Genomic DNA, 25,940 nt, shown 5'->3' with positions numbered 1-25,940 from the left:
TTTAAGGGTACAATAGTTAGCGCTTTTATTCAGGAATTGCTGCGATAAGATCAAAACTGTACTAAATGCAAAAAGCTGGAGAAAGGCTTTTCTCCAGCTTTTATAAAAGGTTATTTCTGGGCGATTGATACCTGCTTTTTGTTAGGCTTAGAGCCCATGAGGAAAGTAATCTTTCCGCCGTTCATAATTTCGGCATGGGTGATGTAGCTGCGGTTTATAGTTTGGCCGTTCAGCTCAATCTTCTGCACATAAACGTTCTTATCCTTCTGATTTTTAACATCCACCACAAAAGTCTTCCCATTATCAAGGTTTAAAGTTGCTGATTTAATGGCAGGGCTACCGATGGCATACTGGTCAGAGGCAGGCGCTACTGGGTAGAAGCCAAGTGAGCTGAAAATATACCAGGCGCTCATCTGGCCGAAATCATCGTTGCCACCAAGGCCGTCTACCGTTGGCTTATACATTGCCTTCAGTACCATGCGGATCTTGTCTTGGGTTTTCCAGGGCTGGTCGGTCCAGTTGTAGAGGTAAGCCACGTGGTGCGAAGGCTCGTTGCCGTGCACATAGTTGCCGATGATGCCATCACGAGAGATATCTTCTGTGTTCTCAAAATACTTGTCTGGCAGGTCCATGGTAAACAACGAATCCAGGTGCGTGGCGAAGCGTGTTTTGCCGCCCATCATGCTGATCATCTGCGCCGGGTCGTGGGGTACGTAGAGGCTATAGTTCCAGGAGTTACCCTCAATAAAGCCTTGCCCGTGCGTATCCAGCGGGTCGAACTCTTTTTTGAAGGTACCGTCGCTCAGCTTTGGACGCATGTAGCCAGAATTGGCATCGAACACATTTTTATAGTTCTCGCTGCGCTTGATGAACTCGTTGTAGATATCCATGCGGTTCAGCTTCTTCGCCATTTGGGCAATGCACCAATCATCGTAGGCATACTCCAGCGTTTTAGAGACAGATGAACCGTTTTTGTCTTCGGGCACATAACCCATTTCCATGTAGTAGTTCAGGCCGTCGTAGTAGTTGTTGCGGGCGGTGGTTACGCAGGCATCCAATGCTCTGTTTACATCGAAATTGGCATTGCCTTTTATAACAGCATCCGCAATAACAGGTACACTGTGGTAACCGATCATGCACCAGTTCTCGTTTGCGTGGTGCGACCAAACAGGCAGCATCTTATGTACGCTCTGGTCGTAATGTGCCAGCATCGATTTTACCATGTTGGCGTTTCGCTCAGGCTGCACAATATTAAAGAGTGGGTGCAGCGTGCGGTACGTATCCCACAAAGAGAAGCTGGTGTAGTTCGTGAAATCCTTTGCCTGGTGTACGTTCATGTCGAGGCCACGGTAAGATCCGTCCACATCCATATAAGTAGTCGGGCCGAGGAAGGCGTGGTACATAGCGGTATAGAAATTCACCATATCGCCTTTGGTGCCAGCGTCTACCACTACTTTGTTCAGTTCCTTGTTCCAGGCCGCCTGGCTTTCACGCTTCACATGTTCAAAATCCCAATGCGGCACTTCGGCTCGCATGTTGGCCAACGCACCTTCAGTACTCACAGGTGACAGCGCAAACTTGATCTTAATTTTCTCCCCTTCCTGCGTGTCAAAATCAAAGTGCATTTTAATTTTCTCGCCAGCTATCTCGGGGAAGTTATGTTCCTGATCAAACTTTCTCCAAAAGCCGTTGTACACTGTTTTCTGGTAATTTTTGCTGCCATAAGTTTTAATTGGTTTGCTGAACGACATGGCAAAGTATACTGTGCGGGTTCTGGCCCAGCCGTTCGTCTGGCGATAGCCCGTTACCAGCGTATCGCTCTCCACCCGTACAAAAGTCCACACGTTTTTCTCATCGTAGTTATAAATCCCAGCCATCAGGTCGAGGATGATGTGCGCGCTATCGGATTTCGGGAAAGTATACTGGTGCATGCCCACACGGTTAGTTGCCGTGAGTTCAGCTGTGATGTTATGGTCGTCGAGTTTTACTTTATAGTAGGCTGCTTCCGCTACTTCATTGTCGTGTGAGAAGGCAGAACGGTAGCCGCTTTGTGGTCTGTCTTCGGTACCAGGGTTCAGCTGAAGTTCACCTGTGGTAGGCGCAATAAGGAAGTCGCCAAGGTCGGAGTGGCCTGTGCCGCTGAAGTGCGTGTGGCTGAAACCTACAATGGTGTTATCGTCGTGCTGATATCCTGCACAGTACTTGTACACGTCTTTGTTATACTTGCCATTGGTGGCATAAGGAATGGTATCCGTATCAGGACTCAGCTGCACCATGCCGAAGGGTACGGTGGCACCAGGGTAGGTGTGGCCCATTTTGGCAGTACCGATCATCGGGTTGACATACTGTACCAGATCCTGTTGAGCACCTTTCTGCGACAAAGCCAGGAAAGGTACTGCTAAGGCTAGCGTGAATAAAAGCGGTCTCTTCATTTTATGTAGGCGGAAAGGATAATCAAACTAAATTTATAAATAATAATTCTTTGTAAACCGTTTTAGCATTAGTAGCTTCTGCTTATGGGCTTATTAAAGTAGGCATAAAAAAGGTTATTACAAAGTGATAGCTTTAGTTTTGGTAGGTTGTAAAGTATAAAGACTAGCTTCATTACAATAAACATTTGCCTGTTTCTTTATCAATAATGTTTAGCCTTGACTGTTATCCCGTAGGGGTTTTGTTTGAAGGGAGGTTAAGTACGCGCTACTGGTGTGGATGTTTAAGTTCGCATATCAAATTATGTGTTTGATTGCAAATGAGCATGTTTTATAGTTTAAGTCTCTGTTCTTTTTGTCTTGATACAAGTAACCACCCCGCCTGCGGCACCCCTCCTTGAAAAAAGGAGGGAAGTCCAAAAAAATCAAGACGCTCCAAATCGTGGGGCCCTGTCCCCACTCGCTGAAGGCTCAAACAGTGGAGCGCCAAATTGTGCACTTGGCAAAGGTTTGATGTTCTGTAAAGCCTATTTTTTTAATGGTGCACAGGAAGTCTTTCAAGGTAGCAGTGTCTGTTATAGAAACACAAAAGTCCTTCGTCTTACGTCTTGATACTAGTGTCCTTTTCCTAAATCTTTCGCTCAAAAGGGTTTTCTGGCTTTACCAGCAGTACTTTCTCGCGCTCTACTACCACGGCTCCAGGCGCTGCGCCTTTTGGTTTGCGCACCCATTTTTTTGGTGTGTAAAGTACGGGGCAAAGAGAGTCGCTTTTGCGTTTGCTGTAGTAAGCTGCTAGCTGTGCAGCTTTTTCTAGTACGGTATTGGGTATGGTTTTGCCTGCCTGCTGTTTTATGACCACATGAGAGCCTGATACATCCTTTGCGTGTAGCCACAGGTCATCCTTAAAGGTGTGGCGCTGGGTGAGCAGGTCGTTGTTATGGGCACTTTTCCCAACCAATATTTTATAACCTTCTGTCTCAAAAACCCTAAAAGGGCTTTCCTGCTGCTGTTGTTGTTTGCTGGTGAGTAGGTGGGCGTATTCCTTCAGAAAACTTTTCAGTTGCTTATAGTCTTTCACCTCCTCCAAAGCCTGTAAAGCATCTTCCAAAATAATGGCCTCTTCCAGTTTCCGCTCCGTTTTTTCCTCCAGTTGCTGCACTTCTACATGTTGGTTTTTTGCTTTGCGGTAAAGGCGCTCGGCAAACTTTTGCGGCGTTTCGTCTTGCTTTAGCTTGTAGGTGCGGTTCTGGTCAGTGTAGAAGTCGTATAGTTCTACCTCCGTGGCGCGGGGCGGAATATTGGTCAGGTTGGCCATGATCACATCGGCTGTCTGGGAGTAGGAGCGGTCGTGGCGGAGTTCGTTTAGCTTGGCTTCGGCCTGTGCCAATACAGTTTGGGTACCGTTGAGTTTCTTCGTCAGTTGCTGCTTTGCCTGCTCATATTGTCGCTCAAAACCCGTTTCGGAGAGGTAGGTGCGGGTGTAGGTGTTGCTGGCTTCCAGCGGATCGGTAATAGTTTGCACTATCTCCCCAATCGGCAGCAGCGACAACCGCAACCTCCCGTCTAGGCGAATGAGGTAGTATGCTTCTGGCGATTCTAAAGTATCGAGCATGTCCTGTACCAGTTCCCACTTCTGGTCGAGAGATGCCGAACTATAGCCGCGCTCTTCCAGGTATAAAGCAGGAATGTCGCCGAAGGTGGGATATAGTTTGCGTAGGTTTCCATTTGCCGCTTCAAAAGCTGCTTTGTTCTGCTCCAACTGCCTGTGCATGTGCAGCGGCTCCAGTTCTAAGTCGTTGCCGAACTTGTTGTGGAACAGCTCCAGCGGTGCCTCGTCCTGGTAAAGTATAAGGTTAGAACGGTTGCCAAAAAGCTTAAACAGCAGGAGCATATTGTTACTCAACCGCAGGTAAAAGCTACGTTCATTCTCATGCTGAATTACTTGTTGCACTGTCTGCCCCAGCATCGGCTCCATCAGTTCTACACTGTTGGCACGCGCTCGTCGGAATTCTGCCGGGAAGGAGAGGGAGGAGAAGTGGGAGGTAAGCAGTGCCCGTAAGTATAGCTCTGAATCGGCAGCGGCAAAGCCAATTACCAATTCGTCTTTGTTTTGGCTAAAAGCAGTATGCACCTGCATGCCCTGTAGCCTTTGCTCCAGTGCTTTGGTTAGCTGGCGTAAAAAGTAGTAGTTCTGGTGCACTTTTTTAGAATTACGAATTACGAATTACGAATTACGAATTACGAATTACGAATTTTCGCCATAAGCAACAGTAAAGAGAATCTTGACCTTAGTATGCTTTTACTCAGACTAAGAACTGAATAATTTATACCTCAATTTGAAGGCCGTCGTAGGCAAGATGCACATTGGGTGGCAACTCCTGCTCAACTTCACGGTGCAATCCCATCAGGTGGCTAATGTGTGTGAGATAAGCTACTTCTGGCTCAAACTCTTGCAGCAAATCCAGGGCTTCTTGCAAAGAAAAGTGGGAAATATGCGGCTCTCTTCTAAGCGCATCCATCACAATGACTTTAGAGCCTTTTATTTTTTCTTTCTCTTCTTCGGCTATAAAATTGGCATCAGTTATATAAGTAAAGTCGCCAATGCGGAAGCCGAAAACAGGCAATTTATAGTGCTTTACCCTAATAGGTATAAACGGCACACCCTCTACCTCGAACGGCTCATTTGTAATCGGGCAGAGCTCTACCTGTGGAATACCTGGGTATTTAAAATCAGCAAAAATGTAAGAAAACTCTTTCTTTAATTGGTTTAGCACCCGCTCTTCGCCATACAGCGGCATGTCTTTTTTCTGAAGAAAGTTATAGGCACGGATATCGTCCAGGCCAGCCGTATGGTCTTTATGCTCGTGTGTAAACACCAAGGCATCCAAAGACTTTATGCGCTCGCGCAGCACCTGCTGCCTGAAATCAGGTCCAGAGTCTATGATAATGCTCTTACCGTTTACCTGCAGGTGCACCGATACACGCAGTCTTTTATCCCGATAGTCTACTGAACGGCAAACCTCGCAGGTGCATCCGATAACTGGTACGCCCTGCGAGGTTCCCGTGCCTAAAAACGTTATTTTCAATTAGCTTTTTCCTGATTACAAATGTCAAGATAGAGTTGCCTGTTTTTTTCGCTGAGGCGGGTTTCGTCTACTGAAATGGTGCGCAGAATATCATAAAGGCAATTAATTTTACCTTCCAGACTATAATACTTGTTTACTACGGCCACTTTCATGTCTTTAAGCAAACAGTAGCCTGCCTTAAAATTCCCCTTTTCGTAGCGCAGCACAAAGTCCGACTCTGCAAAAATATCCTCCAGCTTGTTTAAGAATGGCCGCGTATACTTTAACTCCATTTACTCTGCTGTATACTGCTTTACTGTTTGAACCAACATATCGAAATCTAACGGCTTTGGTAGGTATGCATTAATGCCAGCGTCCTTGAAATCTTCCATAGTATAGTTGTTTGCATTACCTGTAACCGCAATAATAGGAATGCTGGAAATTTCTTTGTTCTCATTCGCACGAATTTCACGCGTGCACTGCATTCCATCTTTTCCAGGAATGTTGAGGTCCATCAGGATAGCATCAATCTTGTTGTTTCCAACTTGCTTGATTACCTCGTTGCCATTTTTAGCGGTAAGAATTTTGTAGCGCTGTAGCTCCAGTATCTTTTTCGTCAGGTTAAGTATCACAGAACTATCTTCTGCAATCAGGATGGTTTTATCTGCCATAAGAATTAATAATTAGATAATTATTTCTTTGTAAGCTTTTCTGTAATGTTCATATTCATCGAGAAGCTTTGAAAAAGTTTTGTCTATATTTTCCAGCTTATCGCTTTTAATATCATGCTCAAGTGTTTTGGCAAGCTCAGCCATTATGTTAATGCCTAATGTAAAGCCAGTACCCTTTAGTTGATGCAATGTACTCAAAATACTTTTGTAATGTTGTGCCTCCAACTCTTTTTTGGCCTCTTCTAAGAGCTCTGCTGCTTCCTGCTCAAACTCCTCGTAAAGTTGCTTTGTAAAGTCGTCGCCACCTATCTGCTTCAGTTGTTCCACTACATTTGTATCTATAATCTCAATATCCGCTGTTGCTTCTGCTTCTTGTTCCTCTAATACCACTTCTGCTATGCCTCGTTCAAGTTGCCACTTAGTAATAACAGTATGTAAGTCAATGCCTTTTATAGGTTTCGATACGTAATCATCCATGCCTTGGCTTATAAATCTGTCGGCATCTTCGCGCATAGAGTAGGCCGTCATGGCCACTATAGGAGGACACTTCTGCTGCAGTTTTTCTTTGATATGCTTTGTTGCTGTAACACCATCCATCTCAGGCATCTGTATGTCCATAAAGATGATGCTGTAGTTATGCGACACGGCATAGTCAATTGCCTCTAGGCCATTTGAAGCAATATCTATACGGCAGCCGAGGCGCTCTAACTGCTTTTGAGCTACTTTCTGGTTTATCTGGTTATCATCAACAAGCAATACATACGGGTTGCCCTCCAACACCTCAATTTCAGTTTTCTGCAAGTTTTCACGCTGTAGCTGTTCCTCCACTTTTCGAGCATCGGCTTGTTTTACTCTAATGTTGAACCAGAAGGTACTGCCAGAACCAGAGTTAGATTCAACACCTATATCGCCACCAAGCAAACTAGTAAGCTGTTTTGAGATAGCCAGACCCAAGCCAGTGCCTCCAAATGTTTTGGTAGAGGAGTTGTCAAGCTGCGTAAAATCGTTGAACAGTAGTTGCTGGTCTTCTGGCGTTATACCAATACCAGAATCTTTTACGCGAACATGTAAAAGATATTCTTCAGTATTTTTTAGCTGCTCTCCGTGTACCCAAATACTCACTTCACCTGCATTTGTAAACTTGATGGCGTTAGAAGTTAAGTTAGAAAGCACTTGTAGCAAGCGCGTTTCATCTGTTGAAATGTAGCGCGGCGTATCAGGCGTAATGGTGTAGGTAAATGTCAAATCCTTTTGCTGCGCCCGATTAGCGAATAAAGAGTGAATCTTGCCAAGAGTGTCGTGTAAATCTATGCCACCTTCGTTTATGGCAAGTTTACCAGCCTGCATTTTAGACAAATCAAGTATGTCGTTTAGTATTGCAAGCAAAGCGTCCGACGATTTACGAAGCGTGTCAATATATTCTCGCTGCTCCTCATCGGTGTTTATCTGGCTTAGCAAATCGATCATACCTATAATGCCATTCATTGGCGTACGAAGCTCATGGCTCATGTTGGCTAGGAACTGTGTTTTCACCTTCAGCAGGTTCTCAGCTTCTTCTTTGGCCTGAAGTAAAGCTTTTTGGGTACGTTTTAACTCCGAAACATCTCTTATCACCCCTTCCAAGGCTACAGGAGTGCCCTCAGTATCATTTACAATCTGTGAGTCAATAATAACGGTTTTATGGCTTCCGTCTTTGCAGACCATCTTTAATTCGTAGTCACGGATGCTGCCTTCTTCAAAAACTTTGTTGACGAGGTGTTCCCTGTCTTCGGGGCTTACATAAAGTTTGCTTGTTTGCAAGCCAGTAATTTCTTCTTCGGTATAACCTAATAAGTTATATACAGATGGGCTGGCTAATTCCACTACTCCCTTTACAGAAGAGCGGTAGTATACATCCTGAAACGATTCGAAAATGTGTCGGAATTTTTCTTCGCTTTCTGCCAGGTCCAACTGAGATTTTTTCTTATCCGTAATGTCTAAAGCAATACCTGAAATTTCCTCAAAGGAGCCGTCTTCTAAGTAAATCGGGTTTAGGTATACCTCACGCCAACCGTCTGTTCCTTCGAAATGTACTTCGAAATGCTGCGGATTACCAGCAAAGGCTTTCTCGTATTTCTCCTTCCAAAAATCAAACGAAAACTCATGTGCCGAAATCAGGCTGGTGTCATCCAGTTTGTTATAAATTTCAAGTGGCTGGCCTGTTCTTCGGACAAAGGTATTGGAGAAATTCCTGTTAAACGATGTTAGCTCGTAGTTGCGGTTTATAGACCACATGTGGTGCGTACCACTTTCGAATATGGCGTTTAACCTAGCATTTTGATTGTTTATCTGCTCCTCATTTAGCTTACGCTCTATGGCTAAGGCTACCTGATTCGATATAAAGTGCAGAATCTCGATATCTGTATGTACATAGGCATCTGGGTTTTGGTAATCCTGGAGCGTAATAACCCCAATTATCCGATCGCCAATGGCCAGCGGTGAACAAAGTATAACCTCTGGTATGGCACCATTAATAACAAAGTTTTCACTTTTGGCAAGCTCTTTAAGCTCTCTCTTCTGCATGTAAAGAGGCTTGCCTGTTTTTATAATATACTCTGAAAGACCTGCTGAGAATTGCCTTCTTATTTGAGTTCGGGAAGTTTTGTCAATGAACTGATCTACCAGATACACAAAATGCAGGAAGTTGTGTTCCCGGTCGCACAGCGCAATATATATGTTTCGCGTCTCGATTATCTTGCTTAGCTCACGATGTATGGCACTGTAAAGCGAGTTTAAGTCTTTACTGCTGATGGCAAGGTTGGCAATACTATAATATACCTTTTGAAGGCGCTCCGCTTTTATACGGTCTGTTATATCGTGCAGAATAACACGGGTGGCCACTGGTTGTCCGTCTTGCCAACTGCAGTTTATACTACCGATTAGGTGTACAGGCTTACCAGCTTTGGTAAGAAACACCGTCTCAATTTTGTTTACATTCTCACCTTTGTACAAGTTGCGAAGCTGGTAAATGAGCTTTGCCTTGTAGTAGGGGTGCACAATATCGTTTAGCGTAAGCGACTCAATATCTTCATCGGTATAGCCGAGACGTTCTTTCCAGGCTCTGTTGACAAAAATGAATTTGTTGTCAACAGAGATATTCATGATAAGGTCGTGCCCATTATCGAAGAGGTCCTGCAGGCGTATTTTGTTATCCTTAAGCGCTTCCATTGCAATTCGCTTATCGGTCATGTCCTTACCGACATTCGTTATGCCTTTCAGTTCTCCTAAAGGACCATAGTCAAACATCGTGTTCCAGCGCAAGGTCCGTGTTTGGCCAGTCTTGGTCAATATATCACGTTCGTAATGGCTGTTAACGTGCTTGGATTCCAGTAACCTGATAAAATCTTGGCGGCGTTGTTCTCTATCCTGTGATGGTACAAGTAGGTCAAAGTAATTCTTGCCTAGAACTTCCTCCTGGCTATACTCAATATACTTTAAAAAATAATTGTTGCAATAAACTACTCTTCCCTTAGTGTCAAGGCTATAGTAAATCAGATTTACCTTATCCATGAAGTTGCGGAACTGCTCCATAGACTCTTGTACTACCTCTTCTCTGCGCTTGGCAGATTGTATCAGCTTGCGCTGCGTAACGTCGCGCTTGAAAGCCTGTATATGATACTTTCCGTCTATCAGCAGGCGGTTTATATTTATCTCAGAGTCAAACAAGGTTCCGTCTTTGCGCCTATTTCGCCACTCAAATGTAAATGATTCACCTGTTTCCAAAACTCTTTCCACGAGTTGGGCAGTTTTTACATCAGAACGCATACCGTCTGGCTGAAACTCAGGAGAGAAATCTGTAGGGGAGTGTCCAATCAAATCTTCTCTTTTGCAGCGGAAAAACTGCAGAGCTTTTTCATTACATTCCACCACGACACCATCTTTAAAGAGCAGAATGGCATCGTAAGAAGCTTCGAACAAAAGCTTGTACTTATCTTGAGTGGTAGATAACTGTAGTAGCAACTCGTGCCGCGCAATGTAGTTGCCCAGCGCGTTACCTATAAAATCAAGCAGCGATAAGAAAGATTGGGATATTTTTGACTTTCTTTCTGGCCAAAGTATAATGAAAGCCTTTACGTCTTGCTCGGTAGTAATGGGTAAGGTAGTTAGTTGGCGACTAACCTTTTTTTCAAAAACGTCACAGATATCTGCCAATGCCCTTCTTCTGTCTATTGTAAGTAAAAGTTGGGCTAGATTGCTGGCGATAGCAATTTCTGTGGGTAGCAAAGTGCCAGAAGTTTCTCCAGCAGAATAGGCCAAAGAGGCTTTGCCATCACCGGTTGTATAGGTATAAACGCTACCACCAACTATGTCACTTTTATCCAGAAGTTCATCCAAGGTGTATTTTAAAATATCCTGCTGGCTTCCGCTTGTAGAGAGGTTGGTGATGAGGTTGTTAACAAACTCTAGCTGATGGTTTCTAAAACGAACATTCTGCTCGTTGCCAATGATTTCGTATAGGTTTCGGGCTGAGCCGAAAATAACTTCTGTGTTATTGAAGAAGCCTTTTTGTAAAGTGATTTCTACTGGCAGAAGGTCCTGATTCTTTTCATGAAGCCACCATTCAAACTTTTGTACAGCGCCTGCCATGGCCTGTTGCAACTGGCCTTTAAGGGCTACACGTTCGAACAGCGTTAAATCAAAGTTCCTGAAAATGGATTTCCCGATCAGCTTTGGCTTTTGCTGTTCAATTAAGCCCAAAGCCGTATGGTTAACATCTATAAAGTTGCCTTCCTGATCGAGTATGAACAAGGCTTCTGTGCTGTTTTCGAAAACATTGTGGTAGCTTTCATCAACATAATGATGCTGCACCTGGGTTAGCTCAACTACAACAAATGTTTCGTTCTGGTACTGTAGCAGCTTACAGGTATAGCTAAAGCCTTTAGAGGCAGGAGCTGGCATATAACCTTTAAGCTTCTTTTTGTCTTGAAGCTCCTCGACAAACCATGTATAATCTTCTTTTGTCTCTGATTTTAGAATAGAGGCGAGCGTGAGCGGTGTGTTACTTTCTGCTGTGGTGGGCAAGAAATTATTAACTTGCTCGCTGTAGGCTAGAACCTGACCATTTGGCAAGGCAACTAATAGCCCGCTTTCAGGATCTGATAATTGTAAAAGAAGTTGCAAAAGAGACAATGCCTGTTGTTGCAAAGAAGAGTCTATCTGCCCGTTAGTAATATGCGGCATTATATTATTTTATGCTAAGGTATTAGAGTATTGACCTGTAACTAACAGGTTTTGGCTCTTTTACAAAGATCAAAATTTAACTAGAAATAAAGAAATAATTAGTGCAATGGCTAATTTCTTTTAATATAACATTGCTACAGTCTAAATAGTGTTGTGGCTGTAGTATTAATAGAGCTACAGTATAAGAATGTAAACCTGTGATAAAACATAATGAGTAAGAACAGGAAGTGTTTAATAGTGATTGCAGGACCTACGGCCGTAGGTAAAACAGAACTGTGTGTAAAGTTTGCAAAGCACTATGGTACCGAAATCATCTCGGCAGATTCGAGGCAGATTTATAAGGAAATGCAAATTGGTACGGCTAAACCTACACTGAAAGAACAGCAGGGGGTACGGCATTTTTTTGTCGACTCGCATAGTATTGCTGAGGAATACAGTGCAGGGGCTTATGAGCAGGATGTACTAAACCTGCTGGAGCAGCAGTTTCAGGAGAAGGATGCAGTGATAATGACGGGTGGTTCTGGTTTGTATATTAGAGCTGTATGCGAGGGAATGGATGAAATGCCAGAAACGGATCCTGCCATAAGAGAAAGCTTGGTTACTAGTTATGAAAAAGATGGTTTAGCTCCCTTGCTCACACAACTTCAAGAACTAGATCCCGCTTATTATGCACAGGTCGATCAGGCTAATCCACAGCGTGTGATCAGGGCTTTGGAAGTGTCTCTTTCAAGCGGCCAACCTTACTCTTCTTTTCGCAAAAGTGCGCAGCAGGAGCGGCCGTTCGATATAATCAAAATCGGGCTAAACAGAGATCGTCAGGAGCTGTACGACAGAATTGATAAGCGCATGGACCAGATGCTGGACCAAGGGCTTTTACAGGAGGCCAAAGATCTCTATCCCTACCGAGATAAAAATGCCCTGCAAACGGTTGGTTACAAAGAGATTTATGATTTCTTGGATGGGAAATACGATTGGGAGGAAGCTGTACGGCTACTGAAACGCAACAGCCGACGCTATGCCAAAAGGCAGCTTACCTGGTTTCACAAATATCCCGATTATACTTGGTTTCACCCTAACCAATGGCAGGAGATAGTACAGTTTATAAACGGTAAAATCAGTGCAGTTAATTAACTGCTGGCTATTGGGAGTTAACCTCTCAACAACCAGCAGTTTAAGACCAATTTATACCGATAGGATAGATACCATTCGGGTGTATGTCGGGTTAATAACCTTTTTCTTGGTGATGGTATCTATGAATGGCGTGAATGTTAGCTCAGAATTAATAATACCCGCCATTTCGTTTGCCCTGCCGTTTATCAAGCCTTCAACACAAGCAATACCTAGTTGGCTAGCTAGCATACGGTCGGAGGCAGTTGGAGAGCCACCACGCTGTACGTGCCCCAGAATAGTAACGCGCATATCCATGTTTGGTAAGGCCTCAGCCACTTTGCGTGCTATAATGGTGGAGTTACCTTCTTTTTCACCTTCTGCAATCACAATTACAAACGATGTTTTAAAGCGGTTACGCCCAACAGAAAGACTTTCTATCACTGATTCTATAGAAGTTAGCTGTTCTGGAATCATGGCTACTTCAGCACCACCGCCAATGGCACAAGGTATAGCTATGTAGCCAGAGTCACGGCCCATCACCTCTACAAAGAAAAGGCGCTCATGGCTGTCGGCTGTGTCACGAATTTTATCAATGGCATCTAGCGCCGTGTTTACGGCTGTATCATAGCCAATGGTATAGTCAGTGCCGTAAAGGTCGTTATCAATGGTGCCTGGTGCGCCAAGAATAGGAATGCCATACTCTTCGTAAAAGATGCTGGCACCCGTAAACGTTCCGTTACCGCCAATAGCTACCAAACCTTCTATGCCATGCTTCTGAAGCTGCTCGTATGCTTTTTTTCTACCTTCTTTTGTTAAGAATTCTTTGCTGCGGGCCGATTTAAGGATGGTTCCGCCCTTCTGGATGATATTGCTAACTGAGGTTGATTCCATCTGGAAGATCTCTCCGTTTATCATGCCGTTGTAACCTCTCTTGATACCAAAAATTTCAACATTATGGTAAATAGAGGCGCGAACAACCGCTCTGATACAAGCGTTCATGCCTGGGGAGTCACCACCAGAAGTAAATACACCAATTCTTTTCATTTATAGTGTGGTTTTGTAAATTAAGCCTAAAGTTACGGTTTTCCTTTGGGAGCCTAACATGAGATGTTGCGTTACATTTACTCTAACAAATATTAAATAAAAAACATAAAACATTATCTCCTTAAATAGGAAAACCCGTATGTACAAACACCGTAATATGCTTCCTAGGTTCAGGGTAATCTGTTGTACCTTTATGTGAACGCAAGAGCATATAAAGATGCCGTTATTGCTGCAAATTTAATGGTTATACCATAAGAATTAAATTATAATTATAAATACAGGCAACTTATGTTTGGTTTTTTTGAAAGTGAAGAAACAAAGAGGTTGAAGAGCCACATTACTAACCTTGGAGCTCTAGCGAAAGTAGATGGTCATGTAGACCAGCAGGAGATGGAGTTTATTGTAGCAATAGGGCAGAAGCATGGAATGAAGAAATCCGATGTGCAAAGTTTACTGGCTAATTCAGAAACGATTGAACCTCAGATGCCTGCAAATGATATGGAGCGTTTCGACCAAATATATGACCTGGTTGAGATGATGCTGGCAGATGGCATTGTGGACGAGAACGAGATGGCGTTTTGTGTCACTATGGCTACAAAACTTGGCTTTGATACGTCTATCGTAGGCGTACTGGTCCGCAAAATTCTGATGGGTGTTAAAGACGGTCTATCGCGGGAGAACATCAGAAAAGAAACACAAACTTTTCTTAATTATTAATTCTGTAAATGAAGAATGTGCGAGTGTTAAATAGAATTGTGATTCTATCCTACACTGGTTTTTTGGTGTTGCTGGCTTGCCTGTTCCTGATGGTAGACACAAGTTTGTTTAACAGGCTGCAGGGCCAGCTACCTAACACCTTTATGGTAAGGTTTGCCTTCTTTTGGTTTCTGAGCTTTATATTAACCCTCTGTGTATTCTTGTGCAACCTTAACTACAACTACATTGGTTTGCCTCTTAACGACAAAATTGTTTCGTTGCGCGTTTGCAAGTTGCTTTTGGCATTAGGTGTGGTAATGGGGGCTACCTTCTCCATTTTATTTTTTACGATGAAGCTATTTTAGATGCGGTTTTACCTACTAATCTTTTAAAGCCACTAATCTGCAAAGTTATAAGCTGAGAAATTTCCGTTTTCATAAGCATAGACTGTCGTGTTTCCTGTGATGCCTACAGCCACTGCATCGTGTTCGGTTTCTATCTGTTGCTGCTCATTCTGGGCAGACAGTTCAGTACCTGGGTCCACGTTATACAGATAATAGAGGCTTTGCAAGTTACCACGACTGTTAAACAAGATGTCTCTTCTTAGCTCATGCATTTGCCAGTTTCCTTCTTCTTGTATAAAACCTAAGATAACCAAATCGTTACCAGCCTGAACCTGAACAGCACAATCTTGTAAACCATCGCCGTTAAAATCTCCGCGTACTATAAACGGGCCTTGTTCATGGTTCTCAGCACGGCGCTCTGCTTCTTCTGTTAAGCTGGGCTGTTCCCAATTTGGATACTTATCCTGAATGATGGCCAAAACTGGCTGAGGAAGTGGTAGTACAACAGGAGGCGTCTGGTAGTCGTCGGTTTCAACAGCATCTTGCCTAACAGTGGTAATAGAATCTTTTATACTTGCAGTGGAAGGTGCTTCAATGTTTTCTTCCTGAATTTCTTCGTTTTTTGGGCCGCAGCCAAAGCTAAGAACAAGTATAGCCAAAAAGCATTTGTGTAAGATCTTTTTCATTTTGATGATAAACAGTCTTATGCTTCTTTACTAGATATTTGCAAATGCAGTTACAAAGGCCAAAACACAGGCACCATTATCAGAATAACCAACACGAGTAGGAGCGTAAGAGGGGCGCCAATTCTGGTAAAGTCCCAGAAGCGGTATTTGCCAGGGCTGTATACTAAGATACAGGCAGGCTCGAAGGGAGTGATCAAAGAAACGGAGGCAGCCACCATGATCGCTATCGCGAAAGATCTAGGATCAGCGTTCATGTCCATGGCACTACGTAGGGCAATAGGTACTACTACAAGTGCAGCTGCAGCATTAGACATAGGTTGGGTTAAAAGAACAGTTAACACCACAAAGCCTGCCAACACAGCAAGTTTGCCAAATGGACCAACAAGGTCCACAATGCCTTCTGCCAAGAAATCAGCTGCGCCAGAGTTTTCCATAGCTGTTCCAAAAGCCGTCATACCTCCAATAAGTATGAGCAGGCGCCAATCTATGGCAGCATAGGCTTTTTCGGAGCTGATGCACCGAAGCAGTATCGTGCTGATGGCAGCCAAGAGAAAGGCGATAGACAGAGGTAGTATACCAATCGTACCCAGCACTATAGCACCAATAAAACAGCCAACAGTTAAAACACCTTTTCTTGTCTTAAACAGGACAGCTTCAAATTGGTCTAACACTGCTACGTTAGAGGAGTTGCGAAGCTGCTCTAAACGTGCTGAGGCACCCTGTACCAAAAGCAGATCACCTAGCTGCAGCGTTATACTTCCTATTTTTGTGCGTAAAGTCTCTCCATAACGCGAGACAGCAATTACAACTAAGCCATAACGCTGCAGAAAATTAACCTCTTTTATAGTTCTGTTTATCAGGTTCGATTGTCGCACAATGAGTAGTTCAGCCAATCGGATATCTTCTGTAACAAGGTCCTTTTCCAGAATAACATCGGCCATAATCTCTATGCCGCCCGTCTCTTTCACCTTTATCAGGTTGTCTAAGTCTCCTTCTACCAATAAAATGTCATTTGCTTTAATTCGGGTGCGGAAATCGGGCAGAAAGTTTTCTTTACCCCTGATAATATTCAGTACACGGAAGTTGAGGCTTGTCAGGTCGGAAGCGAATACGAGCTGATCGACAAGAGGAGAGTCTTCCATCACAACGACTTCTGTCAGATATCTTTGTAACTTATACTCCTCGGCTAGCTGCTGGTCTTCTCTGTTTGGCAGCATATGCTGTCCCACCGTTACCATATAAACTGTCCCGACAAAGAAAATAATCAAACCCAAAGCCGATACTTCGAATAGCCCTATTGGCTCCATACCAGCCTTGGCAATGTAGCCACTTACAGCCACGTTTGTAGAAGTGCCGATAAGGGTACAGGTGCCGCCTAAAATAGCAGCAAAAGCCAGAGGCATTAGCAGTTTAGAAGGGTTTTTGTTGATGCGTTTAGATAGACCTACTAACGGAGTTACAAACATAGCTGTAACGGTGGTGTTATTCATAAAGGCCGATGCAATACCCGTTATCAGCATCACAATAAATAACATCAGGCTGGTGCTGTGCCTTGCCAGCTGGCTAAGACGCACAACAACAAAATCTAAAATGCGCGTTTCTTGCAGGGCCGCACTTAAGATAAAAATAGAAGCGATGATAATGATAAAGTCACTGCTGAAGCCAGCAAACGCTTCTTCAGGAGTGATGATGCGAGCTGATGCCAGGATAATAAGCATCAGCAACGTCACGATTTCAATGGATATTTTTTCGGTGGCAAAAAGAATCACTGCTATCACGAGCAGCGACAGCACCAGGGCTATTTCCATAAAAGTTTTTGTTATGCCTTTTTCTTGGAGGGGTAACGTCGGCTTTTACGTACCTGGTGAATGCCCGTTCGTGCTTTACCTGAATTTTTTATTCTTTTATCCTAATACCTCATCTATAGAACGCAATATAATTTCGCAAGCTTCAAGAATCTGATTTTCTGTAATGGTTAGCGGAGGTGCAATGCGCATGGAGTTGTCACAGAAAAGGAACCAGTCGGTGAGTACGCCATTCAAGATAGCTTTATCGATAACAAGTTTCAAAACATCAAAAGACTCAAACTCGGCTGCCATCATAAGGCCGCAGTTGCGAATGTTTTTTATGCTCGGGTGCACCAGCAATTGTTTAAACAGTTCTGCCTTTTTCTCTACATCGGCCAACAGGTTTTCTTCTAGTATGGTTTGTAAAGTAGCCAAAGATGCGGCACAAGAAACAGGATGGCCTCCAAAGGTGGTGAGGTGGCCCAGGATTGGATCGTTCTTGAAAACACTCATTATCTCTTGTGGTGCTATAAAAGCACCTATGGGCATGCCACCACCCATACCTTTGGCACATAGCAATACATCTGGCTCTATTCCAAATTGTTCGAAAGCCCAGAAAGTACCTGTACGCCCAAAGCCTGTCTGTATCTCGTCTAGCATCAACAAAGCGCCTACCTCAGTGCAGCGGGCACGTAGCTGTTGCATATAGGCTTTATTGGGTACACGTATGCCAGCCTCGCCCTGAACTGTTTCTATTATAACAGCTGCCGTACGGGTAGTTATGTGCTGCAAATCTTCTACAACACCATGATTGATAAGACGCGTGTCAGGCAACAGCGGGCGGAAAGCATTTTTAAAGCTTTCGCTTCCATTTACAGAAAGAGCTCCTTGTGTAGAGCCGTGGTAAGCGTTGCGGCACGAAATAAGCTCAGTCCTGCCTGTATAGCGTTTAGCCAGTTTTAAAGCACCCTCTACTGCCTCTGTGCCAGAGTTTAGCAAATACACATTATTCAGCCTAGCTGGCAAAGTGCTGCAAAGGGCATGGGCGAGCTTTGCCTGTGGCCCCTGCACAAACTCTCCGTACACCATCAGGTGCATATATTTATCCAATTGCTCTTGTATAGCGCGTACCACACGTGGGTGCCTGTGCCCAACGTTGCTAACACCTATTCCTGAAATAAGGTCGAGATAGCGGTGGCCTTCACTACCATACATATAAACTCCTTCTGCCTTCTCTATTTCTATCATCAGCGGGAAGTCTGATGTCTGCGCCTGGTGCTGCAGAAATAATTGCCTTGTCGAAATCATACTGCAAAGGTAGCAAATAGAGCAGAACTAAGCAGGATTAACCCCGTTGAAAGGAGCAAGCCTATAGCTTTAAATTATAAAGGTTAACTTTGTGAATAAGCCATAACATATATTCTCCTATAACGTTAGGGGCATATAGCATTTTTAGGTTTCTTTATAGATAGCTATTTCGGATGAACATAGAGGAAAATTTGATTGGAGGGAATGAAAATTTTTCTAAAACTGAAGATCAGTATAAGTTATTAGTAGATGGTGTGCGGGATTACGCCATTATTATGCTAAGCCCCGAGGGCTATGTGCTAACCTGGAATGCTGGTGCCGAAAGAATGAAAGGATATACAGCCGAAGAGATAAAAGGAAAGCACTTTTCTCTTTTCTATCCTGAAGAAGCACTAAAAATAGATTATCCTGCTTATGAACTGGAGCAGGCAAAATTACACGGGCGGTTCGAAGACGAAGGCTGGCGTATCAAGAAAGATGGCTCTGCCTTCTGGGCCTTTGTCATCATCACAGCTATTTATGATGAATTCCAAAATATAATCGGTTTCTCAAAAGTAACCCGAGACCTGACGGAGCGCAAAAGTCTGGAGGATAGACTCCACAATGCGAGCGGCAGGTTAGTTGAAAGTGAAGAGAAATTTAAGTTATTAATAGAAGGCGTAAAAGATTATGCCATCTTCATGCTCGATACAGAGGGTTATATTCAAACCTGGAACAAAGGCGCTGAGCATATAAAAGGATATAAAGCGGAGGAGATCATCGGTAAGCATTTTTCTATATTTTATCCAGAGGAAGATATTCAACGGGAGTTTCCGCAATATGAATTGGCAAAGGCCGTTAAAGATGGTCGTTTTGAGGACGAGGGTTGGCGAATTAGAAGTGATAAGAAGCGCATATGGGCAAATGTGGTAATTACAGCGCTTTTTAATTCGTATGGCACACATGTTGGGTTTACGAAAGTAACCAGAGACTTATCAGAAAGAAGGCGAAACGAAGAACTAACGTTAAAAAATAAAGAGCTTCAAAAGATAAACGCCGATCTTGACAACTTCATTTACACGGCTTCGCACGATCTTAAATCGCCTATTGCCAACCTTGAGGGGCTTGTGGACATGCTCAAGTTTGAAATGGGATCGGATCAGCAAAAGTACGCAGAGATTCTGCAACGAGTAGATTCGTCCATCTCCAGGTTAGGTACCGTTATTTCCGACCTAACGGAGATATCTAGAACTCAGAACGAAATACTGGAGGCCGAAAACGTAAACTTGCCAACGCTAATTGCAGAAATAAAAAGTGATTTGGCCAACCTGATCACCAGTAAAGATGCGGTGGTGCAAACCGATTTTTCTGGTTTTGATAATTTAAAGTATATCAGAAAGAACCTGCGAAGTATTTTCTTAAACCTGATCTCTAATGCCATCAAATATGCTTCACCAGACAGAAGGCCTGTTGTTTCTATAAAAACAGAAAAATCAGGAGCCGATACTTATATTGTGTCTGTAACCGATAACGGCCTTGGTATAGAGAAACGGCATAAACAAAAGATTTTCGGTATGTTCAAGCGTGCTCATTCTCATGTAGAAGGTTCTGGGCTAGGCTTATACCTTGTTAAAAGAATTTTGGAGAACTCTGGAGACAGTATAAAGGTAGATAGTGAATTAGGTGTAGGATCTACTTTTACAATTACTTTCAAAGTGCCAGCTTATCTAAAGTAGTCTATGTAACAAGGCCTAGGCAGGAAGCAAATCACAAAACCAGAAACCTGTGTCATAGTTTGGCTTTGCTTCTTTATCAAAGCAATTATCGTTTTCATTGGCTGTGGCGCCATAGGTCTTTAGCACACGTTCGCCCAGTTCAAACTTAATAGGCTCTTTAAAAATCGGCCCGTCGTACACAAATGTGTGAAACTCTCCATTTTCTCCGCACGGATCTACATTTTCGGGTAAGTCAAGTATAAACTGCTCATCCAACTCTCGTCCTGTAAAAGAGCTATCTAAAAGCCGCGCGTTAACCGCTACTACTACTGCTTTGTAGCCAAGCTGTATAAACTCCCTTACAAGCTCTGGCGTAGGTTTGCCCCACAACGGAAAAACGGCTTCTATACTTACTTTTTGCAACTCCTTTTCGCGGTACTGTCGTAGGTCCTCCAGGTTAATGTCTCCGAATATGGCGTGTGTTACGCCTTGGGTACGATGCATTTCAAAGGCAGCCTGCATCAGCTGGTTATAAGCCGCCATACTGGCTCCCTCAGGCATATACAGTTTTTGGAGGGGAATACCAATACTCTTCGCCTGTTGCTCGAGTAAATCCTGCCTAACCCCATGCATCGTTATGCGGTGGTGGGTTTGGCTAAGTGTAGTGAGAAGTGTTTCTATTTTATAAGTACCCTCTTGCAATACCTTGTGCAGGCACAGGGCAGAATCCTTACCACCACTCCAGTTAAAGACAGATTTCATTGGCTTAACATTTTTACGACTGAACAAGAGCTTATGCGGCAAATGTAACAAGGATAGTATTAAGTAGAACGCATTATGAGAATGAGACAGGGCAAGAAGTAAGAAAACTTGTACACAAAGCTGCTTTGAATCGTAAAATTAAGAGAGCTTAAAGCTGTTGTAGCTCAGAATAGATGTTCAACTATAAAGTAGAATATAATGTCACAAGGAGATAAATCTGCTTACACAGATAAGCAAAAGCGTAAAGCGCAGCATATAGAAGATAGTTACGAAGACCGCGGCGTTAGCCACGAAGAAGCAGAAAAGCGAGCTTGGGCCACCGTAAACAAACAGGACGGAGGCGGTAATAAAAGCGGCTCTGGCAGATCGAACTACAAGAATGATTAAAAAGAAGAGTTTAAAAAAGAGAGAGGGCAGTAGCGTCAGTTACTGCCCTCTCTCTTTTTATCATGGATAATTATTTGTGTGGGTGTGCGGGTCATCATGGTCAGGGTCTACGGTTGGCGGAAAGCCTGCCATAGGCCTGTTATGAGAGTAACCAGGGCCTCTGTAGTCTTTCTTGTACCTTAGCTTGTCTTTAGGGTTGCTGCGCTTAGACAAAGCCAGTAAGGCGGCTCCTGCTAAGGCTGCGACGCCCACAACAGCCATTACTTTCGGAATAGGAGTTTCAACAGGAGGTGGTACCGCAATCACGCCTTGTTCGTCAGTTACAGCTGGTTCATGTATATACCTGCCAGTAGACGGTACAGCCTCTTTCCAGAAGTTATGCACCAGGTCTTCCAACTGCTCCTTCAGTTCAGGCCCACTCATCGGCAATCCGTGCCCTGTAGCCGCAATCTGTGGGTTTAGGTTATACAGGTTCTCTACGGAGTGGTGTGCGGCGGCCCAGTCTGTTGTGAAATAGCTTGGAGGGCCATGTACTGATTTTTTCTGAGACAGAACTGCCGTGGCAGATTCGCCTTTGCGGGTAATAAAAGCATCGCCAGCTATCAAAGTGCGGTCGCTTTCTCTGAATAGGGAGACGTGCCCTGCTGTATGGCCTGGCGTATGCAGCCATCGCCAGTTTGGCAAACCAGGTACGCTCCCGTCAGGCGGAAGCAGTTCTACATAGTTCGTAATATCTATTGGCTTCTTTGGGTACATAAAAGCCATGTATGACATACCGCCTCCTCCTACAGTAGGATCTGGTGGCGGATAGCTAGATTTGCCTGTTAAGTACGGTAGCTCCAATGGGTGAGCATATACAGGGACATCCCATTCACTTGCCAGCTCCTTTACAGAACCAATATGATCGAAGTGGCCATGTGTAAGAATAATTGCTTTAGGTCGGCTGTCTTCCCCAAATAAATCGGCCGCAGCCTCTTTAATCCTGGACTTGTAGCCATACACACCTGCGTCTACCAAGACCCATGATCCGTCGGGCTCACTTACAAAGAACAGGTTTACGAAAATGGTTTTGATACCCCAGACACCTGGGCCGGCAATAAAAATGTGTTTGTTTTTGGTGTTACTTGTGCTTGCATCCATAGCTTTTGCTATAGTTAGAGTTCGAACTAATTGAATTATTTATTACGGACACCGAGGCATTGTGGCTGAGGCATTAGTGAAAAACATTCTAAAGCAGCAAATTAGGTCTTGTGTGGCTAAGCCTAATACCATAACAGTAGCAGGAGAGAAGAGGAAAGCATTTTTTTGGAGCGTCTTTTTTAGCCATGTAGCACCTGAAATAACTATAACTTTTTCTTTTTGGACACAAAAAAGTGTTCAGGATGTTTTTTCGTTGTCAGGAATTTTTTATATTTAAAAAAACGTTGAATAGCATGGTTAACTTATTTGTACCCCCAAGTTATATGGCTGTGTATGCAAAGTGCATAGACGCTTCTATGCCAGCCTTCAGCCCAGAAGAATGGATTGAGGAAGGCAGAGTATACCCTGTGAAGCATTTTACCGAACCACTTAATCAGGGCGATGGTTTTGCCATAACGATAGTGGATGAAGATGGTGTAGAAATACACCCGTCGTCATCGCATTGGAGTTTTGCCTCCCATCGTTTCGAAATGTATACTTTACACTTGAATTAAAATCTTTAGCAAAGTATTTCCGTTAAACTAAAAAGGCTGCTTCGGCAGCCTTTTTTATAATATGTTGGTTTGCGTAGTACCCGATGAGAATGATTAGTGCTGAGGACTTCAATAATTTACCGCCTAAACTACAGGCCGAACTAGCCTTGAATGAAGGCCATTATCTGCACCATCGGATCAAGGGCTGGTGTAAAATTGACCTCTACTGGCTCCACGACTATTATGTAGAGATCTGGTTTTTGTACGATTTGAAATCTATTGGCCTCATACGCGCCCTTACCTCCTACAATGGGTTAGACCCTTATGCAGAGACAATCAAACTAAAACTGTCTATCAACAAAGAAAAGTAGCGGTACAGGTTTTATTTACCCTTCATCAAAGTTTCTCTTATTTTCTACTAGCTGAAGTATATTTTTACTCTCACGGCTTTATTCTATACTTTTGAGGAAAGAATAAAATTATGAGCAGGAATTTACTTTTAATCAGCACCTCTACTACGCATGGCACAGGCTACCTAGAGCATGCAGCGCAGGAGGTACAGGCGCTATTGCAGGGAAAGACAAGTATTTTATTTATACCATACGCTCGCCCCAGCGGTATTTCGCATGCAGCTTATACAGCCAAGGTAAATGAAGCTTTCGCAAAATGGGGGATTTCTGTAACAGGCGTACACGAAGCTAAAGACGCTGTTGCAGCCGTAAACGATGCCGAAGCAGTGTTTATAGGTGGAGGAAATACTTTTCTGCTGTTAAGGCAGTTGTATGCCAACAAGCTAGTTAAGCCGCTGCAGGAGCGTGTTGAAAAGGGAATGCCTTATATGGGTACCAGTGCTGGTACAAATGTAGCAGGCAAGACCATTGGCACCACCAACGATATGCCCATCGTGTTTCCTAAGACCTTCGATGCACTGCAACTGGTCCCGTTTAACATTAACCCACACTACCAGGACCCTGAACCTAACTCTACGCATATGGGAGAGACCCGTGAAACCAGGATTAATGAGTTTCATATACATAACAGGCAGCCTGTAGTAGGTTTGCGCGAGGGCAGTATGCTGCGTATTACGGGAGATAAAATTTCGTTATTAGGAAGCCTTTCTGCCCGTATCTTTTTGCAGGGGCAAAAGCCGATGGAGTTTAAGGCAGGCGACGATATTGCTTTCCTGATGGAGGCAGTGTAGCTTTTACGAAAGCTGCTAACACAAGAAAGGGACTGCTTATTTTAGCAGTCCCTTTCTTGTTAACGTGTATTAGAACAAAGAGCTATTACTCCTGGGTTGCTCTACCTCTTCTATCATCCAGTCTCTTAAGCAGTAGTTTTGTGAATTCCCTTTCTGCACGGTACAAAGTAATCAACTGCTTGGTGCTGATTACACGCTGATATTTAGTAGCATACTCTTTTTCAAGGCTCAGTTCTTTTTCGCGCATAGCAAACATTTCGTCCACTCTAGCTTTGGCTTGCTGGTCGCTGAGTTCATTTACATTGTGGTGGTAGCCCTTTCGGTACGCCATGTGTAATTCTCTTCGTTTAGCATCGTACTCTTTGTACATAGGCCAAAACTTCTGCGATTGGTCTGGAGTTAACCCCATTTTATCGGTAAGAAAAGCAATTTTCGCTGCCTCCACATTTTCCCTGCGTGAATCCTGGGCCATAGCCGAATTTCCTGCAAAGGTAAATGCGAAAAGAAGCAACAATAATGTTAATTGTTTCATGGGTGAATTAATAAGTAAGATCATCTAGCCTATAATACTCCAACTCTTCCTCGGCAGCAATTGAGCTCACATTTAAAAATTCAGCGGCTAATTCTGGTCCAGCAAAAGAGGTAAGTTCAGCGAAGTCGGCAGTTTCTAACTTAGCATGATCATCAAGGTAGTCCATGATTTCAGCTTCGTGCAAACTTGCGAAGTTGGCAACAGGAGGTTGTGGCTCAGACGCTACATTAAAAAAGTAGACCCCAGCAAAAACCAGCAGTAAAACCAAAGGCGCAAATAATGGGCGCATCATTTTCCATAGGTGCGGCTGTAACACACTTTCGGGAGCCTGTTTAGCAGCAGTACGTTCCATAATGTGCATCGGCAAACGGTCGAAATAACCATCAGGTACCTGATACACATTTTGCCTAGGCATGCCTTCCAACTCAAATTCTTTTTTCATATCTGCCATATTCGTACCTGTTAGATATAAGTTACAAGATAAAGTTTAATCCTGCTTGATAAATTCTTCAATTTTTTTTACAGCTATGTGATAAGAGGCCTTTAAAGCGCCTACAGAGGTGCCTAAAATTTCAGAAATTTCTTCATATTTCAGGTCATCGTAGTATTTCATGTTAAATACGATGCGTTGTTTATCAGGAAGGCGCAGGAGTGCTTTCTGTAGTTTTAATTGTATCTCGTCTCCCGAAATGTCTGGCGAAGTATCAATTTTTTCTGCAAGCTCCGCAGCTACATCATTTATAGGTAAGAAAAATTTTCTTTTTTTACTTGATAAGAAGGAAAGGCATTCGTTGGTGGCAATACGGTAGATCCAGGTATAGAGCTGCGCATCCTTACGGAAGTTCTCCAGGTTTTTCCAAACCTTAACAAAAACTTCCTGCGTAAGGTCATCGGCGTCATCATGGTCAATAACCATCTTGCGGATGTGCCAGTAAATTTTTTGCTGATACTTCCGAACAAGTTGGTTAAAAGCCAGATTCCGACTTTCTGGTTGTGCAAATTTCTCTAAAAGCTCTTTATCTTCCACTTTGTATAATAGCAGCTGGTAGTCAAATTGTAAGCTGGTGTATTGTGCTGCGGCATATTAAAAAATTATGTAACATAGATTTAGATGTGATTAAAGATTTGTTGCTACCTAATTCTAGTTGTAAATAGGTGAAGCACAAGTATGTATTATTCACCCAGATGACTCAATATTGTAATACAGCAACTTGCTGTTGCTGACTTAAAACAGTATGGTTGCTGCCACACTTAGAACTACTTATCTTGATTATAAAGAATGCTATAAACAGTTACCACTGCTGAATATCTACTTAACATTTGCTTCTCTG

General features: G+C 43.5%; 23 protein-coding genes. 8 read left to right on the top strand and 15 right to left on the bottom strand.

Features of this window, described 5'->3' with window-relative positions; translation table 11 throughout:
- Window positions 1-110 precede the first annotated feature (110 nt).
- From LN893_RS02815 to LN893_RS02790, 6 genes are all read right to left on the bottom strand, one after another.
- Window positions 111-2,432, bottom strand: a complete 2,322-nt coding sequence (locus LN893_RS02815; RefSeq protein ID WP_229968085.1) for a GH92 family glycosyl hydrolase — start codon at window positions 2,430-2,432, stop codon at window positions 111-113.
- Between the two features lie 625 nt (window positions 2,433-3,057).
- Window positions 3,058-4,629: an NFACT RNA binding domain-containing protein gene (locus LN893_RS02810; protein WP_229968083.1), complete on the bottom strand. Its 1,572-nt coding sequence runs from the start codon at window positions 4,627-4,629 to the stop codon at window positions 3,058-3,060.
- Window positions 4,630-4,753: 124 nt separating this feature from the next.
- On the bottom strand, window positions 4,754-5,515 hold the full coding sequence (locus tag LN893_RS02805) for an MBL fold metallo-hydrolase (protein ID WP_229968082.1): 762 nt from the start codon (window positions 5,513-5,515) through the stop codon (window positions 4,754-4,756).
- Complete coding sequence (locus LN893_RS02800) at window positions 5,512-5,787, bottom strand: hypothetical protein (RefSeq protein ID WP_229968080.1); 276 nt, start codon at window positions 5,785-5,787, stop codon at window positions 5,512-5,514. Before LN893_RS02800 ends, LN893_RS02805 begins: the two co-directional genes overlap by 4 nt.
- Window positions 5,788-6,165 (bottom strand): response regulator, encoded by a 378-nt coding sequence (locus LN893_RS02795; protein WP_229968078.1) that lies wholly within the window; start codon window positions 6,163-6,165, stop codon window positions 5,788-5,790.
- Window positions 6,166-6,177: 12 nt separating this feature from the next.
- Window positions 6,178-11,385 (bottom strand): PAS domain S-box protein, encoded by a 5,208-nt coding sequence (locus LN893_RS02790; RefSeq protein WP_229968076.1) that lies wholly within the window; start codon window positions 11,383-11,385, stop codon window positions 6,178-6,180.
- 210 nt (window positions 11,386-11,595) lie between these two features.
- Here LN893_RS02790 and miaA point away from each other — a divergent pair, with 210 nt between their 5' ends.
- A complete protein-coding gene (gene miaA, locus LN893_RS02785) occupies window positions 11,596-12,516 on the top strand; it encodes a tRNA (adenosine(37)-N6)-dimethylallyltransferase MiaA (protein ID WP_229968074.1) in 921 nt (306 codons plus the stop codon).
- A 51-nt stretch (window positions 12,517-12,567) separates the two neighbouring features.
- Here the strand turns inward: miaA and pfkA are convergent, their stop codons facing one another.
- Window positions 12,568-13,539, bottom strand: coding sequence for a 6-phosphofructokinase (gene pfkA / locus LN893_RS02780; RefSeq protein ID WP_229968071.1), 972 nt, complete (start codon window positions 13,537-13,539; stop codon window positions 12,568-12,570).
- A gap of 288 nt (window positions 13,540-13,827) precedes the next feature.
- Here pfkA and LN893_RS02775 point away from each other — a divergent pair, with 288 nt between their 5' ends.
- On the top strand, window positions 13,828-14,256 hold the full coding sequence (locus tag LN893_RS02775) for a TerB family tellurite resistance protein (RefSeq protein ID WP_229968069.1): 429 nt from the start codon (window positions 13,828-13,830) through the stop codon (window positions 14,254-14,256).
- A gap of 23 nt (window positions 14,257-14,279) precedes the next feature.
- Complete coding sequence (locus LN893_RS02770) at window positions 14,280-14,600, top strand: hypothetical protein (protein ID WP_229968067.1); 321 nt, start codon at window positions 14,280-14,282, stop codon at window positions 14,598-14,600.
- A gap of 32 nt (window positions 14,601-14,632) precedes the next feature.
- On the opposite strand, the gene LN893_RS02765 is transcribed toward LN893_RS02770, so the two are convergent.
- From LN893_RS02765 to LN893_RS02755, 3 genes are all read right to left on the bottom strand, one after another.
- A complete protein-coding gene (locus LN893_RS02765) occupies window positions 14,633-15,265 on the bottom strand; it encodes a hypothetical protein (RefSeq protein WP_229968065.1) in 633 nt (210 codons plus the stop codon).
- A gap of 50 nt (window positions 15,266-15,315) precedes the next feature.
- Window positions 15,316-17,073: an SLC13 family permease gene (locus LN893_RS02760; protein WP_229968063.1), complete on the bottom strand. Its 1,758-nt coding sequence runs from the start codon at window positions 17,071-17,073 to the stop codon at window positions 15,316-15,318.
- 96 nt (window positions 17,074-17,169) lie between these two features.
- Complete coding sequence (locus LN893_RS02755) at window positions 17,170-18,357, bottom strand: aspartate aminotransferase family protein (protein WP_229968170.1); 1,188 nt, start codon at window positions 18,355-18,357, stop codon at window positions 17,170-17,172.
- 176 nt (window positions 18,358-18,533) lie between these two features.
- On the opposite strand from LN893_RS02755, the gene LN893_RS02750 reads away from it, so the two are divergent.
- Complete coding sequence (locus LN893_RS02750) at window positions 18,534-20,075, top strand: PAS domain-containing sensor histidine kinase (RefSeq protein ID WP_229968061.1); 1,542 nt, start codon at window positions 18,534-18,536, stop codon at window positions 20,073-20,075.
- Window positions 20,076-20,090: 15 nt separating this feature from the next.
- Here LN893_RS02750 and LN893_RS02745 read toward each other — a convergent pair whose 3' ends face one another.
- Entirely contained in the window at window positions 20,091-20,816 is a 726-nt protein-coding gene (locus LN893_RS02745) for a Dph6-related ATP pyrophosphatase (RefSeq protein ID WP_229968059.1), read from the bottom strand.
- Between the two features lie 198 nt (window positions 20,817-21,014).
- Here LN893_RS02745 and LN893_RS02740 point away from each other — a divergent pair, with 198 nt between their 5' ends.
- Window positions 21,015-21,203, top strand: coding sequence for a hypothetical protein (locus LN893_RS02740; protein ID WP_229968057.1), 189 nt, complete (start codon window positions 21,015-21,017; stop codon window positions 21,201-21,203).
- Window positions 21,204-21,263: 60 nt separating this feature from the next.
- Here the strand turns inward: LN893_RS02740 and LN893_RS02735 are convergent, their stop codons facing one another.
- The gene (locus LN893_RS02735; RefSeq protein ID WP_229968055.1) at window positions 21,264-22,343 is read right to left on the bottom strand and encodes an MBL fold metallo-hydrolase; all 1,080 of its coding nucleotides are present in this window, start codon (window positions 22,341-22,343) and stop codon (window positions 21,264-21,266) included.
- A 293-nt stretch (window positions 22,344-22,636) separates the two neighbouring features.
- Here LN893_RS02735 and LN893_RS02730 point away from each other — a divergent pair, with 293 nt between their 5' ends.
- The 3 genes from LN893_RS02730 to pepE all read left to right on the top strand — a co-directional run bounded on the left by LN893_RS02730 (window position 22,637) and on the right by pepE (window position 24,077).
- Window positions 22,637-22,897, top strand: coding sequence for a hypothetical protein (locus tag LN893_RS02730; RefSeq protein WP_229968053.1), 261 nt, complete (start codon window positions 22,637-22,639; stop codon window positions 22,895-22,897).
- Window positions 22,898-22,986: 89 nt separating this feature from the next.
- Window positions 22,987-23,247, top strand: coding sequence for a hypothetical protein (locus tag LN893_RS02725; protein WP_229968051.1), 261 nt, complete (start codon window positions 22,987-22,989; stop codon window positions 23,245-23,247).
- A 110-nt stretch (window positions 23,248-23,357) separates the two neighbouring features.
- The gene (gene pepE, locus LN893_RS02720; RefSeq protein ID WP_229968049.1) at window positions 23,358-24,077 is read left to right on the top strand and encodes a dipeptidase PepE; all 720 of its coding nucleotides are present in this window, start codon (window positions 23,358-23,360) and stop codon (window positions 24,075-24,077) included.
- An 85-nt stretch (window positions 24,078-24,162) separates the two neighbouring features.
- On the opposite strand, the gene LN893_RS02715 is transcribed toward pepE, so the two are convergent.
- Genes LN893_RS02715 through LN893_RS02705 form a run of 3 tightly spaced genes read right to left on the bottom strand, consistent with a single transcriptional unit; the run spans window position 24,163 to window position 25,636 of the window.
- Window positions 24,163-24,609 carry a hypothetical protein gene (locus LN893_RS02715; RefSeq protein ID WP_229968047.1) on the bottom strand — a complete coding sequence of 149 codons (447 nt, stop codon included), beginning with the start codon at window positions 24,607-24,609 and terminating at the stop codon, window positions 24,163-24,165.
- A 7-nt stretch (window positions 24,610-24,616) separates the two neighbouring features.
- Window positions 24,617-25,060 (bottom strand): hypothetical protein, encoded by a 444-nt coding sequence (locus LN893_RS02710; protein WP_229968044.1) that lies wholly within the window; start codon window positions 25,058-25,060, stop codon window positions 24,617-24,619.
- 36 nt (window positions 25,061-25,096) lie between these two features.
- Window positions 25,097-25,636, bottom strand: a complete 540-nt coding sequence (locus LN893_RS02705; protein ID WP_229968043.1) for an RNA polymerase sigma factor — start codon at window positions 25,634-25,636, stop codon at window positions 25,097-25,099.
- Window positions 25,637-25,940 lie beyond the last annotated feature (304 nt).

This window comes from Pontibacter harenae, assembly GCF_020907245.1.
GTDB lineage: Bacteria > Bacteroidota > Bacteroidia > Cytophagales > Hymenobacteraceae > Pontibacter > Pontibacter harenae.
This window is presented reverse-complemented; position numbering and strand designations above follow the sequence as displayed.